Source organism: Cedecea neteri (assembly GCF_000758305.1).
GTDB lineage: Bacteria > Pseudomonadota > Gammaproteobacteria > Enterobacterales > Enterobacteriaceae > Cedecea > Cedecea neteri_C.
This window is the reverse complement of record NZ_CP009458.1, coordinates 1,680,937-1,695,579: the sequence shown is the minus strand read 5'-3', so window position 1 is coordinate 1,695,579 and position 14,643 is coordinate 1,680,937. Positions and strand designations below refer to the sequence as shown.

At 57.0% G+C, this 14,643-nt stretch carries 13 protein-coding genes; 6 read left to right on the top strand and 7 right to left on the bottom strand.

The annotated features are described in order from the left end of the window. Window positions 1–502: 502 nt before the first annotated feature. From LH23_RS07980 to LH23_RS07960, 5 genes are all read left to right on the top strand, one after another. Complete coding sequence (locus LH23_RS07980) at window positions 503–2,071, top strand: ABC transporter substrate-binding protein (protein WP_039289885.1); 1,569 nt, start codon at window positions 503–505, stop codon at window positions 2,069–2,071. Window positions 2,072–2,156: 85 nt separating this feature from the next. Continuing rightward, complete coding sequence (locus LH23_RS07975) at window positions 2,157–3,200, top strand: ABC transporter permease (RefSeq protein WP_039289883.1); 1,044 nt, start codon at window positions 2,157–2,159, stop codon at window positions 3,198–3,200. Beyond that, window positions 3,200–4,033: an ABC transporter permease gene (locus tag LH23_RS07970; RefSeq protein WP_039289881.1), complete on the top strand. Its 834-nt coding sequence runs from the start codon at window positions 3,200–3,202 to the stop codon at window positions 4,031–4,033. Before LH23_RS07975 ends, LH23_RS07970 begins: the two co-directional genes overlap by 1 nt. Continuing rightward, window positions 4,026–4,859, top strand: a complete 834-nt coding sequence (locus LH23_RS07965) for an ABC transporter ATP-binding protein (RefSeq protein ID WP_039289878.1) — start codon at window positions 4,026–4,028, stop codon at window positions 4,857–4,859. Before LH23_RS07970 ends, LH23_RS07965 begins: the two co-directional genes overlap by 8 nt. Then, on the top strand, window positions 4,846–5,568 hold the full coding sequence (locus tag LH23_RS07960; protein ID WP_039289875.1) for an ABC transporter ATP-binding protein: 723 nt from the start codon (window positions 4,846–4,848) through the stop codon (window positions 5,566–5,568). Before LH23_RS07965 ends, LH23_RS07960 begins: the two co-directional genes overlap by 14 nt. Window positions 5,569–5,572: 4 nt before the next feature. Here the strand turns inward: LH23_RS07960 and LH23_RS07955 are convergent, their stop codons facing one another. Further along, complete coding sequence (locus tag LH23_RS07955) at window positions 5,573–6,472, bottom strand: diguanylate cyclase (protein WP_039296448.1); 900 nt, start codon at window positions 6,470–6,472, stop codon at window positions 5,573–5,575. Window positions 6,473–6,945: 473 nt separating this feature from the next. On the opposite strand from LH23_RS07955, the gene ygjG reads away from it, so the two are divergent. Then, on the top strand, window positions 6,946–8,343 hold the full coding sequence (gene ygjG / locus LH23_RS07950; RefSeq protein WP_172744008.1) for a putrescine aminotransferase: 1,398 nt from the start codon (window positions 6,946–6,948) through the stop codon (window positions 8,341–8,343). A 387-nt stretch (window positions 8,344–8,730) separates the two neighbouring features. Here the strand turns inward: ygjG and lsrG are convergent, their stop codons facing one another. Genes lsrG through lsrA form a run of 6 tightly spaced genes read right to left on the bottom strand, consistent with a single transcriptional unit; the run spans window position 8,731 to window position 14,474 of the window. Then, complete coding sequence (lsrG, locus tag LH23_RS07945) at window positions 8,731–9,021, bottom strand: (4S)-4-hydroxy-5-phosphonooxypentane-2,3-dione isomerase (protein ID WP_039289872.1); 291 nt, start codon at window positions 9,019–9,021, stop codon at window positions 8,731–8,733. After that, complete coding sequence (gene lsrF, locus LH23_RS07940) at window positions 9,018–9,908, bottom strand: 3-hydroxy-5-phosphonooxypentane-2,4-dione thiolase (protein ID WP_039289867.1); 891 nt, start codon at window positions 9,906–9,908, stop codon at window positions 9,018–9,020. The genes lsrG and lsrF overlap by 4 nt, the downstream gene beginning before the upstream one ends. 11 nt (window positions 9,909–9,919) lie before the next feature. Next, on the bottom strand, window positions 9,920–10,939 hold the full coding sequence (gene lsrB, locus LH23_RS07935; RefSeq protein WP_039289864.1) for an autoinducer 2 ABC transporter substrate-binding protein LsrB: 1,020 nt from the start codon (window positions 10,937–10,939) through the stop codon (window positions 9,920–9,922). A gap of 2 nt (window positions 10,940–10,941) precedes the next feature. After that, on the bottom strand, window positions 10,942–11,943 hold the full coding sequence (gene lsrD / locus LH23_RS07930) for an autoinducer 2 ABC transporter permease LsrD (protein ID WP_039289860.1): 1,002 nt from the start codon (window positions 11,941–11,943) through the stop codon (window positions 10,942–10,944). Continuing rightward, window positions 11,944–12,978 carry an autoinducer 2 ABC transporter permease LsrC gene (gene lsrC, locus LH23_RS07925; protein WP_039289857.1) on the bottom strand — a complete coding sequence of 345 codons (1,035 nt, stop codon included), beginning with the start codon at window positions 12,976–12,978 and terminating at the stop codon, window positions 11,944–11,946. Continuing rightward, window positions 12,975–14,474: an autoinducer 2 ABC transporter ATP-binding protein LsrA gene (lsrA, locus tag LH23_RS07920; RefSeq protein ID WP_039289854.1), complete on the bottom strand. Its 1,500-nt coding sequence runs from the start codon at window positions 14,472–14,474 to the stop codon at window positions 12,975–12,977. The genes lsrC and lsrA overlap by 4 nt, the downstream gene beginning before the upstream one ends. Window positions 14,475–14,643: the final 169 nt, after the last annotated feature.

Genomic DNA, 14,643 nt, shown 5'->3' with positions numbered 1-14,643 from the left:
CTGCGGTTAGAGTCAGTGCTGAACATAAAGCGAGGCACGGTTCCGGCTTAAATCGCCTCCGTTTTCTCTCCGACTGGCCAGGGTCCGGCCGTCGGGAACGGCCGGAGGCTGAGAGCGTCGGGAACGCATCTCAGCCGACCCAGGACTGGGAGATAAAACGGAGGTCTGCCGCTTCAGCGGTCGATTTATTTTGCCGGGAGTCCGGGTTCTTAGGGGAGTGACGGTGACTCCCCTAAGACGTTCACCGGTACAGTAGCCACAGATAAAACAGAACTGGAAGTGAACGGAAACTTAGCTACCTCTACATAATCGAGAGCATTTCTAGAAACGGAGTAATCCTTCCAGAAGGCGAATCCGCTCCCAAGTTTTCATCACTTTATCGCATTGGATATATCGTATATTTATATGCAAAGCGCAATTTTGACTTTGTGAATTGAGATAACTCACCTAACGTAAATACACAGAGAAAAGTCGATAAAAAACACAATTACAGGGTACACACATGCAAAAAAAAGTTCTGCCATTACTGCTGCTGGCGGCGCTGTCTGCCGCTTCCCACGCTGCCACGCCGCCGGATACCCTGGTGGTTGCTCAAGGGCTGGATGACATCGTCAGCCTTGACCCGGCTGAAGCCAACGAACTCTCAAGTATTCAAACCGTGCCAAGCCTTTATCAGCGCCTGGTGCAGGCAGACCGCACCGACCCGGCCAAAGTCGTGCCGATTCTGGCGGCAAGCTGGCAGGGTGATGCGGCCAATAAGAAGCTGACCATCAAGCTGCGCCCGGATGCTAAATTTGCCTCCGGTAACCCGCTGCGCCCGGAAGACGTTATCTTCTCCTACACCCGCGCGGTCACGCTGAACAAATCCCCGGCCTTTATCCTGAACGTACTGGGCTGGCAGCCGGACAACATCGCCAGCCAGCTGAAGAAAGTGGATGACCACACGCTGGAAGTGCACTGGACCGCGGACGTCAGCCCGGCGGTTGCCCTGAATATTCTTTCCACGCCTATCGCATCTATCGTGGATGAAAAAGCGGTTGAGCCAAACGTGAAAGCCGGTGACTTCGGCAACGAATGGCTGAAAATGCACTCTGCCGGCAGCGGCCCGTTCAAAATGCGCGTTTATCAGCCGCACCAGGCTATCGTGCTGGATGCCAACCCGACTTCTCCGGGCGACGCGCCAAAAGTGAAAAACATTATTATTAAAAACGTGCCCGATCCGGCCGCTCGCCGCCTGCTGATTCAGCAGGGTGACGCCGATATTGCCCGCGATTTAGGGTCTGACCAGACCAGCGCGCTGGAAGGCAAACCGGGCGTGAAGGTGCTGAGCATCCCTTCCGCCGAGCAGAACTATTTAGTGTTTAACGTCGGCAACAACGCCAACCCGCTGCTGAAAAACCCGGCGCTGTGGGAAGCGGCTCGCTACCTGGTGGATTACCAGGGCATTACCAAGGATCTGCTGAAGGGCCAGTACTTCGTTCACCAGAGCTTCCTGCCGGTCGGCTTCGCGGGCGCGCTGGAAAACACCCCGTTCAAATTTGACCCGGCGAAAGCGAAAGAAATTCTGGCGAAAGCGGGCATCAAAGACGCGCATTTCTCGCTGGATGTGGAAAACAAACCGCCATTTATCACCATCGCTCAGTCCATGCAGGCAAGCTTTGCCCAGGGCGGCGTGAAGGTGGATCTGTTGCCAGCCGCCGGTAGCCAGGTGTATGCCCGCGTGCGCGCGAAACAGCACCAGGCCGCCATTCGCCTGTGGATCCCGGATTACTTCGACGCCCACTCCAACGCCAGCGCGTTCGCCTATAACGACGGCAAAGCCAGTACCGTGGCCGGACTGAACGGTTGGCAGATCCCGGAACTGAACAAACAAACGCTGGCTGCCGTCACAGAAGCTGACCCGGCTAAACGCAAAGATCTCTATACCAAACTGCAGGAAGAGCTGCAGCGTAGCTCTCCGTATGTGTTTATTGACCAGGGTAAAACTCAGGTTGTGGTGCGCGATAACATCAAAGGCTACCAGCAGGGCCTGAATGCGGATATGGTGTATTACGATAACGTCACGAAATAACTGAACGGCCCCTCGCCCCGCCCTTTCCGTCGTGAAAGAGGCCGGTCGGGGGGTTAATCACCATTAGCGCATAAAAGAGTTACCCATGTCCGAAGTCTCGCCTTCGTCGCAGCGTCTGCGGCGTCCGCTGCTCACCCTGCTTCAGGGAATATTTACCCTTGCCCTGACCCTGATTGGCCTGCTGCTGATTACCTTTGCTTTGTCTGCACTTTCTCCGGTGGACAGAGTGCTGCAAATCGTCGGCGACCACGCCAGCCAGTCAACTTACGATCAGGTTCGCCATCAGCTCGGGCTGGATCAGTCGCTGCCGGTGCAGTTCTGGCATTATCTGGTCAATCTCGCCCACGGCGATTTGGGCATAGCCAGCTCAACCGGCCAGCCGGTGCTGCATGATTTGCTTTCAGCTTTCCCCGCCACCCTGGAACTAGCCACCCTCGCGCTCATCGTCGGCAGCGTCCTTGGCGTACTTTTTGGTGTGCTTTGCGCCCGATTCGCCGGTTCGCCGCTGGATCTCGTGGTGCGCACTTTCACTCTGCTGGGCAACTCCGTGCCTATTTTCTGGCTAGGTTTGCTGATGCTGGCGCTTTTTTATGCTCGTCTGCAGTGGAGCGCCGGGCCTGGGCGGCTCGACGATATTTACCAGTACAGCGTCGAGGCTAAAACAGGCTTCGTGCTGATCGATACCTGGCTTTCCGGCGATAAAGGCGCGTTTCTCAACGCCATTAACCACCTGATTCTGCCGGTATTGCTGCTGGCCTATTATTCTCTCGCCAGCATCACCCGCCTGACCCGCACGGCCTGCCTGAGCGAAATGAACAAAGAGTACATCACGCTTGCCCGCGCGAAAGGCGCAGGCGACATGGCGATTCTATTGCGCCATGTGTTGCCCAATATTCGCGGCACGCTGTTCACCGTGATCGCCCTGGCCTACACCAGTATGCTCGAAGGTGCCGTGCTGACAGAAACCGTCTTCTCCTGGCCGGGCATTGGCCGCTATCTCACTACCGCGCTGTTTGCCGGGGATACCACCGCCATCATGGGCGGTACGCTGCTGATTGGCGTATCTTTTGTGCTGATCAATAACCTGACCGACATACTGGTGCGTGCCACCGACCCGAGGATCCGCTGATGCCGTCTTCTCTTTTTCTGCGACGCATGCTGCGCTCCCCGGCTGCCCTTAGCGGGCTGATTATCATTGCCGGGCTGGTGCTTATCGCTCTGTTTGCGCCATTGCTGGCTCCGTTTGATCCTAACTGGCAGGATGCCGCCGCGCGCCTGCAGGCGCCCAACGCTCAACATCTGCTGGGCACCGACAGCTATGGCCGCGACCTGCTTTCTCGCCTGCTCTACGGCACTCGCCCGGCGCTGGGCCTTGTGCTGCTGGTGACCGTTATTACCCTGCCGGTTGGGCTGCTGATTGGCATTCTGTCCGGCTATTACGGCGGCTGGCTGGAGCGTATTCTGATGCGCTTTACCGACGTGGTGATGTCGATGCCACGCCTGATCCTGGCCTTTGCCTTTGTGGCAATGCTCGGCCCAGGGCTGGTTAACGGCGCGCTGGCGCTGGCGCTGACCACGTGGCCCGCCTACGCTCGCCAGGCAAGAAGTGAAATACAGCGCCTGCGCCACAGCGATTATCTCGCCGCCGCAGAAATGATGGGCATCAAAGGCTTGCGGCTGCTGGTCGGCCATATTCTGCCGCTGTGCCTGCCTTCCGCCATCGTGCGCCTGGCGTTGGATCTGGCCGGGATTATTCTTGCCGCCGCCGGTCTGGGTTTCCTCGGCTTAGGCGCCCGCCCGCCGATGTCCGAATGGGGTGCGATGATTGCCGACGGAATGCAGGTCATTTTCGACCAATGGTGGATTGCCGCCATTCCGGGCACCGCCATTCTGCTGAGCAGCCTGGCCTTTAACCTGCTGGGCGATGGCCTGCGCGACGTGCTGGAGCCGCAACATGACTAACAGAATTACCGTGTCCGGGCTGAATATCGACTACCCAGGCAGCCGGGTAGTCAACAACCTCTCCTTCACGCTGGGCAATGAGCGCCTGGCGCTGGTCGGCGAATCCGGCTCAGGAAAATCCATGACGGCTCGCGCGCTGATGGGGCTGGTGCGTAAACCAGGCAAAGTGAGCGCAGAGCAGCTCAGCGTGATGGGGCACGACCTGCTCGACATGAATGCCCGAAGCTGGAACCAGCTGCGCGGCAGCGATATCGCCATGGTGTTGCAGGACCCGCGCTATGCGCTGAACCCGGTCAAAAGCGTACAGCAGCAAATTGACGAAGCGCTAAGGTTGCACCAGAAGCTCTCCTCAGCCGAACGCCGCGATCGCTGCCGTGAACTGGTGCAATCCGTTGGCTTGCCGGACGCGGTGCTGCAGCGTTACCCTGGCGAACTGTCCGGCGGCATGGGCCAGCGCGTGATGATCGCCATTGCGCTCGCCAATAATCCCAAAGTGCTGATCGCCGACGAACCCACATCGGCGCTCGACGCCCGCCTGCGCAACCAAATCCTTGAGCTGCTGGTGGCGCAGTGCGAACAGCGGCAAATGGCGCTGCTGTTAATCAGCCACGATCTGCCGCTGGTTGCCGAACACTGCCACCGCGTGCTGGTGATGTACCAGGGCCAAAAAGTCGACGAAATGGCGGCAAGCGAGCTGCCGCAGGCCACCCATCCTTATACGCGCACGCTCTGGACCTGCCGTCCAAATGCCGATACCTATGGGCAGATGCTGCCGACGCTGAACCGCAGTGAATTCCAGCCAGGAGAAACCTATGGCGATCGTTAAGGTTGATAATCTGAGCGTGCAGTTTGCCGCCAAAGGCGGGATCAAAACCGCCGTCGCCGGGGCCAGTTTCGCCCTTGAACAAGGCGAGACGTTTAGCCTGATTGGCGCCTCCGGCTGCGGGAAATCTACCATCCTGCGCGTGCTGGCCGGGCTACAGCGTGACTGGAAAGGTGACGTAGAGCTGCTGGGCAATCGTATTGCGGCAGGGAAGCGCTTCCAGGGCGCGCTGCGCCGCGAAGTGCAGATGGTGTTTCAGGATCCGTATGCCTCGCTGCACCCCAACCACACGATTTGGCGCACGCTGGCCGAGCCGCTGAAAATCCACGGTGAAAGCGAGATTGAAGCCCGCGTGGCGGAAGCTTTAGAGCAGGTTGGACTGCCTGCAGACGCCGCAAAACGCTATCCGCACCAGCTTTCCGGCGGCCAGCGCCAGCGCGTGGCGATTGCTCGTGCACTGCTGCTACGCCCGAAAATCCTGCTGCTCGACGAACCGACTTCCGCGCTGGATATGTCGGTCCAGGCTGAGATCCTCAACCTGCTCAACCGCCTGAAGCAGCAGCATGGCATGACCTATCTGCTGGTCAGCCATGATGCCGACGTGATTGCGCATATGTCCGACCGCGCGGCGTTTATGGCCAACGGGGTGATTGAGCGCAGCTTCGATCGCGCTGCGCTGGTGAATGGCGAACACAGGATGGCGCACGCGTAACGCGTTATGCCAGCGTGACCATTTCTTCGTCAGACAAAGCCAGAATGCAGCGATTGCGGCCGGTGTTTTTGCCGTAATACATGGCTTTGTCTGCGCGACCAATCGCGCTGTGCAGGGAATCATCCGCGCTGACAAGCGTTAGTCCCCCGGTTACCGTCACGCGGATTGCCTGGTCATCCACGCTGACGGGGTGGCTGGCTAAGTGCTGGCAAATGCGCTGCCCGGCCTGCTCGGCTTGCTCACGGCTGGTTGCTTCCAGCAGCATAATAAACTCCTCGCCGCCAAAGCGATAAATGCGCTCCTCGTTGCGCGTAGCCCCTTTAAGAATGGACGCGACGCTGCGCAGGACATCGTCCCCCGCGTTGTGCCCCCAGGTGTCATTGATCGTTTTAAAACGATCGATATCCATAATCAGTAAATAAAGGCTGCGCTCCGCACGTTCGCAGCGAGAGCGTATCAGCGGAAATTCCTGATACATTAAATGGCGTAGCGGCAGGCCGGTTAAAGCGTCATACAAATTACGGTAGGAAAAAAGGTACTCTTTATATTGGTCGATACTGGAAATAAACTTTTGCTGCGCTTCATTGTAATGATTCAGCAATTCTTCACTAACCTGTCTGGCGATAATAGATAACATTAATGCCCGAGCGGCGTCGTGCATAGCGGTATGGTGCTTATCAATCAGCAGAATCAGCTCCCGGTCCAGGCTCACACCTTGTAAACGCTGGCCCAGCCAGCGGCTGAAACGGCAATGATGATGGGAATGCCGATCGTTGATTTCTTTATCGGGTTCACCGCCCAGCAGGCTGAGGCGCAGGCATTTATTTGCCCAATTATAATGATCGCGGATGGCAATATTCAGCTCTGATAAAGAGCTATCGATGTCCTTTATATTGATAGTCACGCTGTGCACACCTTGTGTTTAACGGGTCAGTTAATATCCACCACCTGATGATAACGAATATCGCGGGTTAATTTTCATGCCGAATCATAACTTAAACAAAGCCTAAACGATGAATCCATATTAAAAACTTTACGAATAAGGACATTTATTGTCATACGGTATTTCAGAATAAATAAGCATCTATTAACCATTAAGAAATGCTAAACAATAATAAGCCTCGTCTTTATTTTCCTTTTTGCGCCATACGGAAACATGCCGCCCCAAAATGGTGCAAATCTCTTATCTCAAGGTCATGATCGCTCACTCGGCCTTCAGCATTAAAACACGCAAAATGTAATCTATTGTGATTAATTATTGCGCAAACACACTCCTGCGGGCGTTTATCCCGATTTCACTTACGGCGCGCTACCTGGCGCAATCCCTGCAATACTTATTTTGTGTATCGCGTGATACGCCACACCCAGGAGCACATTTTGAACAGGTTACCTTCCAGCGCCTCGGCCCTTGCCTGTACGGCGCACGCACTGAACATTATCGAAAAGAAGTCACTTAGCCATGAGGAGATGAAGGCGCTAAACCGGGAGGTGATTGATAGCTTCCAGCAGCATGTTAATCCGGGTTTTCTTGAGTACCGCAAGTCCGTTACCGCCGGCGGGGATTACGGAGCCGTAGAGTGGCAAGCGAGCAGTCTGAATACGCTTGTCGACACCCAGGGCAAAGAGTATATCGACTGTCTGGGTGGGTTCGGCATCTTTAACGTGGGGCACCGTAATCCAGTCGTTGTTTCCGCCGTCCAGCATCAGCTTGAAAAGCAGCCCCTGCACAGCCAGGAACTGCTCGACCCTCTGAGGGCGATGCTTGCCAAAACGCTTGCCACACTGACTCCGGGCAAACTCAAATACAGCTTCTTTAGCAACAGCGGTACCGAATCCGTGGAAGCCGCGATAAAACTGGCCAAAGCGTACCAATCACCGCGAGGCAAATTTACCTTTATTGCCACCAGCGGCGCGTTTCACGGTAAATCGCTGGGTGCGCTTTCCGCCACGGCGAAATCCACTTTCCGCAAACCGTTTATGCCGCTGCTGCCGGGCTTCCGCCATGTACCATTTGGCAATATTGAGGCATTACGCACTCAGTTCAGCGAATGCCGTAAAACCGGCGATGATGTGGCCGCACTGATCCTAGAGCCAATTCAGGGCGAAGGCGGCGTGATCCTGCCGCCGCCAGGCTACCTGCCTGCGGTACGTCAACTTTGCGACGAGTACGGCGTGCTGCTGATTCTGGATGAAGTGCAAACCGGGATGGGCCGCACCGGCAAAATGTTTGCCTGCGAGCACGAAAACGTGCAGCCGGATATTCTCTGCCTTGCGAAAGCCTTGGGCGGCGGCGTGATGCCGATTGGCGCCACGGTCGCGACGGAAGAGGTGTTTTCCGTCCTGTTTGATAACCCGTTCCTGCACACCACCACGTTTGGCGGCAACCCGCTGGCCTGTGCTGCGGCGCTGGCGACGATTCACTATCTGCTGGAAGAAAATCTGCCTGCTCAGGCGGCGCAAAAAGGCCAACTGCTGCTGGATGGCTTCCGGGCGCTGGCCCGTGAGTTCCCGGATCTGGTTGTTGAGGCGCGCGGCCAGGGGCTGTTAATGGCGATTGAGTTCCGCGATAACGACATCGGCTACGACTTTGCCAGCCAGATGTTCCGCCAGCAGGTGCTGGTGGCCGGCACGCTGAATAACTCAAAAACCATTCGGGTAGAGCCGCCGCTGACGCTGACTATTGAGCAGTGCGAGCATGTGCTTGAGTGCGCGAAGCGCGCGCTTTACAGGCTAAGAGTGACACAGGATGAGACGGCAGAGGCGCAGGAAAGCTGATTGACCCTCACCCCAACCCTCTCCCTGGAAGGGAGAGGGAGCTATCCGTGTCTGCTGATCGCTTTTTTATCCCCTCTCCCCCGCAGGGAGAGGGAGCTATCCGTGTCTGCTGATCGCTTTTTTATCCCCTCTCCCTCGCAGGGAGAGGGAGCTATCCGTGTCTGCTGATCGCTTTTTTATCCCCTCGCCCCGTGGGGAGAGGGAGCTATCCGTGTCTGCTGATCGCTTTTTTACCCCCTCGCCCCCGTGGGGAGAGGGAGCTATCCGTGTCTGCTGATCGCTTTTTTATCCCCTCTCCCCCGTGGGGAGAGGGAGCTATCCGTGTCTGCTGATCGCTTTTTTATCCCCTCTCCCCCGTGGGGAGAGGGTCAGGGTGAGGGGCATACCCTACGGCAGCAGCCCAATAAAACTCTGCTTCTTACGCGGTTCAGACATCATCTCATCCAGCTTCTCAACGCAGGCGAGATAGTGCGGGGTCTTCTTGTGCGCCAGCACCGCAGCCTCATCCTGATAAGCCTCGTAGATATAAAATCGCGTTGAAACCTCCGGGTCCTGCAGCACGTCAAAGCGTAAGTTACCGGGCTCTTTGATGGCACCTTCGTGATTCGACCGAAACACGTCCAGAAACTCGTCGACGCGCTCTGTCTTGATGTTGATCTCCACCAGCGTGACGTTCATGCCTTACCTCCCTGATGTTTCGCCTCAAGCCAGAACTGATAGGCTTCGCGGGCAGATGCTTTCTCGTGCACCACCTTCTTCACCGCCTGCAGCATCGCCAGTGGCGCTTCAGACTGGAAGATATTGCGCCCCATATCTACGCCGGATGCGCCCTGGTCTATCGCTTTAAAGCACATCTCCAGCGCCTCCTGCTCGGGCAGCTTTTTACCTCCGGCAATAACAATCGGCACCGGGCAACTGGCGGCAACTTTCTCAAAACCTTCCTCAACGAAGTAGGTTTTTACAAACTGCGCCCCAAGTTCGGCGGCAATGCGGCTTGCCAGCGAGAAATAGCGCGCGTCACGGGCCATTTCCTTGCCCACGCCGGTGACGGCAAGCGTAGGAATACCGTAGCGCGTCCCCTCATCCACCAGCTTGATGATGTTGTTGATCGACTGGTGCTCATACTCACTGCCGATATAAATCTGCGCGGCCACCGCGCAGGCGTTGAGGCGCAAAGCATCCTCCATCGTCACGGCGACGCTTTCGCGCGAGAGTTCGCTGAGGATCGAATTGCCGCCGGAGGCGCGCAGCACAACAGGTTTGTTGGTCGCAGGCGGGACCACGCTGCGCAAGATACCGCGGGTACACATCAGCACGTCGGTTTCAGGGAACAGCGGCGCAATGGAGAGGTCAATACGCTCCAGCCCGGTGGTCGGCCCCTGAAAATAGCCGTGATCGAAGGCCAGCATCACGGTGCGCCCGGTGTTGGGGTTAAAGATCCTCGCCAGCCGCGACTGCATGCCCCAGTCCAGCGCCCCGCTTCCTTTCAGGTAAAACGCCCGGTTTTCCTGCGGCTGGTCAATACCGAAGTCTTTCCCGTCTTTAATATCATCCAGATCTGCCATAATTTCCTCCCTCAGAAATCGTAATTGCCGATATTGTCTTTTGTGAACACCACGCGCGACGGCAGCAGCACAATTCCGTTGCCTTTCGCTTCATACTGGTAGCCCTGCACGCTGTTTGGCTCAACTTTTAGCGGGCCGATTTTCGCCACTTCCACACTGTCCCCAACGTTAAGATCGCCTTTCTTCAGCAGCGCATTGGCAACGTTGACCGCAATCTCGCCCTGCTGTACCACGTCCCACAGGCCAAACGCTTTTACCGTGCCGCGCTCAACGTACGGGCGCATGACGTTTGGCGTGCTAAACCCAACAATAGCGACATCACTCCGTTTCAGGTTTTCTGCCGCCTGGGCTGCGGCGGGCAGCGCGTTGGCATCCGGCGCGATAATCGCGTCCAGATCCGGGTAAGCTTTTAAAATTCCTTCGGCGGTTTGCAGGGACTTGGTGGCATCGTTATAGCCAAACTGCGTGGTCACGATTTGCCACTGCGGATGTTCTTTTTCGATCTTCGCTTTCGCCTCTTTCACCCACTGGTTCTGGTCGGTCACCGTCGGGCTTGAATAGAAAAAGGCCACCTTCGCCGCCGGTTTCGTGACCTGTTTTTCCGCCATTTCAACCAGCATGCCGCCGAGTTGTTGAGGCGTGCCCTGATTGATATAGATGCTGCGGCAATCCGGCTTGGTATCTGAATCCCAGGTCAGCACTTTCACGCCTCGCTGCATCGCGCGCTTCAGCGCCGGGCAAAGTCCATCCGGCGAAACGGCGGAGACGATAATGGCGTTATAGCCCTGGTTAACGAAGTTGTTGATCAACTGTACTTGCCCCGCCACGCTGGGCTCAGTCGGGCCGTCGTAGGTCACCGGCACGCCGAGATCCTTTCCGGCCTGCTGGGCGCCGTTACCACCGCTGGTAAAGAAGCCCACGCCAACCAGTTTTGGAATAAAAGCGATACGGTCTGCCGCCTGAGCCGCAGCGGCGCTAAGCACCAGCGCCAGCGCGCTCAGCTGCAGGATGCGTGTTGTTGCATGCTTCATACTTAAACCCCCGTTAGTTTTTTCTGCCCGCGCAGGCGACGCCAGGTCGCCCGGATCATTTCACGGTGTAAACTCAGCGAACGGCCAATCACCACCACAATCAACAACGCACCGGACAACGCGCTCGATACCTGATTGGGGATACCAACCATCTGTAATCCCTGCTGCAAATATCCCACCAGCAGCGCGGCCAGGGCGGTACCCAACATCGATCCTGACCCGCCGTAAATATTCGCGCCGCCTAAAACCGCCGCCGTCAGGGCCGGCATAAGCAAATCCCGTCCGAGATCGGAACGGGCAGAGCCAAAATAGGAAACCAGCACCACCGCCGCGATGGCCGAGGCCAACCCAACCAGCCCATAAACGCCGTACAGCATGCCGTTGACCGGCATAGCCGCATAGCGCGCCGCGCGTGGGTTCTGGCCGATTAAGAACACGTGACGGCCAAAGCGAGTGCGGTGCGCAAGCAGCCAGAACAGCAAAGTAATCACCGCGAATAACACCAGCGGCACCGGTAGTCCGAACAACGTTTGGTTGGCGAAGTTAGTAAAAGCATCCGGGAAACCGCCAATGCCTTCATAGCCTGTTGCGCCTGCCATACCGGAAAGCAGCAGCGCCCCGCCACCGTAGAGGTAAAGGGTGCCCAGCGTGATAACAAGCGGGCTAATACCGGTGTAGTGGATCAGCGCCGCGTTCAGGGCACCACACAGCAGCCCCAGCGCAAGCGTGAGCACCACGGCGACCGGCACGGGCAGCCCCGCCTGCAGCATCACGCCAAGCGCGATAGCGCAAAGCCCGATGGTTGACCCGAGAGAGATATCAATTCCGCCACTGACGATAGCCAGCGTGAGCGGCAAGGCAACGATGCCAATGCAGATAAAATCGCTGGTGCTGAACAGCAGCATGTTGATGTCCAACATGCGCGGGTTCAGAGCGCCAAACAGCAGAATTTCCGCCACCAGCAACAGGAGTAAAACGCTTTCCCAGTTAAGACGCAGCTTCATTTAAGCGACCTCTTTCTTTTTACGCGGAGGAAAGGGAGCCACATTTTTGCCCCCGTGCTGAGGGGGAACAAATCGCGCATATTTTTGTGCGCGCTGGTGGCGCATCAGCGCCTGCCGCAGGCGACCATCAAGCACCAGTACTCCCAGCAGTACGAGCCCGGCGATAAAATCATTCCACCAGGCCGGGAGCTTAAACAGCACCAGCACGGTGTCGATTTGGGTCAGAAAGAAAGCCCCCAAACAGGCGCCTACCAGCGTGCCTGTGCCGCCGAGCAGCGAAATTCCCCCTAAAACGCAGGCAGCAATGGCCTTCATTTCAAGGCCGCTGCCGGTCTGGTTGGGCACAAAGCCTATCTGCGAGGCAAAAAGTACCCCGGCCAGCGCAGCCAGCAGCCCATTGAAGGTAAAGGCCAGCAGCCGGGTACGGTTCACCGATACGCCTAGTTGCCGGGCGGCGGCGAGATTGTCGCCCACGGCATAGAAATCACGCCCGAATGCGGTTTTCGCCAGCCCCCACGAGCCAAACGCCAGCAAAGCAATCACCAGTAGGCCAAAGAAAGAAACGCCGAGAACAAGCGGTTCGGACAAAGATTTGAGCGTCGCCGGTAGCCCTTCAATCCATTTCCCGCCCGTCCACAGCAGCATGCCCCCGCGATAAAGCCCCAGCGTGCCGAGCGTGGCAACAATCGCCGGAATACGTAACCAGACCACCAGCATGCCATTAAAGAAACCTGCCGCCGCCCCCATCGCCAGCGCAAAAAGGATAGCCAGCGGCAGGCTGTAACCGGCATTCAACGCCACACCCACGGCAATCGCACAAAGCCCCACGGTAGATCCCACGGAAACGTCAATGTTTCTCGTCAGCATCACCAGCGTGGCTCCCATCGCCAGCAGGATCAGGATCTGCGCACTGGTGAAGATCATGCTGACGGTTTGCAGGCTAAAAGAGTCGTGGTTTAGCGCTACCAGCCCCACAAACAGCGCCAGAATCGCCAGCAGCGCGCTTAGTTCGCGGTTTTTCAGCAGCTTTCTCATGGTTTCCCCTCGCCAAATGCCATATTCATCATACGATCCACGCTAATCGCCGGGCTGCGAATTTCGCCGCCGATTTCCCCCTGGTGCATCACCAGCACGCGATCCACCAGCGGCGCGAACTCGTCCAGATCGCTGGAGATCATCAGCACCGCCACATTTTGCTGCGCCACGCTTTTGATCAGTTGGTAAATATCCGCTCTCGCCGCCACATCCACACCCCGCGTCGGTTCATCCACGATCAACAACAGAGGATTAGCCTCCAGGCATCGGGCCAGCAGCACCTTTTGCTGATTGCCCCCGGACAGCGTGCGCACGGCCTGATCGACGTCGTGCAGTTTGATCCCCAACGCCCGGTGGTAACGCTCCACCACGGCTGCCTCACGCTTAGGCTGAAGCCAAAGGCCGGGTGCATTTAACGCCACCGTGTTCCAGCGAATAGGTGCGTCAAGAAATAACCCGGAAACCTGCCGATCCTCCGGCAAATAAACCAGCCCACGATCGAGCCGGGATTTCGTGCTGTTTTCGGTGATGTCAGCGTTTTCGAGAAAAACTCTCCCCCCTCTCGGTGGGCGCAGGCCGTATAACGTTTCTGCCAGCTCGGTTCGTCCGGAGCCAACCAGCCCCGCCAGGCCGACGATTTCTCCGGCATAGATCTCAAAGCTCAGGTCGATAAAGCCTTCTCCGGTTAGCCCATCCACGCGCAATACCGGAAAGTCCTGTGGCTGAGTACGGCGGTTGCCGGGCAATGACAGCCAAAGCTTTTGGGTATCGCTCAGCGTGTGTTCGCGGCTCCCCGGCGTCATTGCCGTAATCAGTTCGTGGTCGGTAAACGCCAGCGTTTCTCCCTGCAGCACAACCGCGCCATCCCGCATCACGGAGATATTGCTGGCGATCTGATGGATTTCCGGCAGCTTGTGGGAGATGAAAATAATGCCCACTCCCAGCGCCTGAAGGGCGCTGATTTGACGGAACAGACGTGCCGTTTCTCCCGGCGTTAATGACGCCGTGGGCTCATCGAGGATCAATATTTTGGCTTCATGCATCAGGCCGCGCAGGATCTCCACCATCTGCTGATCTGCCACTTCCAGCGTATTCGCAGCGGCAGAGAGGGAGATGGTGCAGTCCAGTTGCTGCATCTTTTCCGCCAGCTTAGCCAGTAAGCTGCCCGTGCGCGGGAGGCGGAACAAAATATTTTCCTGCACGGTTAAGTTTGGAAACAGCATGGGTTCCTGCGGCACCAGGTATATCCCCAGCTCATGCGCCTGAGCGGGTTTCAGCCTGTCATAACGCCTGCCGTACAGCTCAAGCTCACCGCCGTCGGGCGTTTCAACCCCGGCGATAATTTTCATCAGCGTCGATTTGCCCGCGCCGTTACCTCCCATCAGGGCATGTACCTGGCCGGGCAGCAGCGTAAAGTCGATGCCTTTCAATACGCTAACGCCGGAGTACTGTTTCCGGATCTGATGAACCTGCAGCAGCGGCGTGGCGTTTAGCATCTGGACTCCACATTTGAACAAAAGAGAAATTGAATTAATAATGTTCAAAAGCGTAGACGGGGATATATGATTACAACCGGGCGGCGATCACAAAATTTTAAATAGATCGGCTAAATCATTCGGGAGTAATAAATGATCTTTTTTGCCGGGCGCTTCACATTTTATTTAC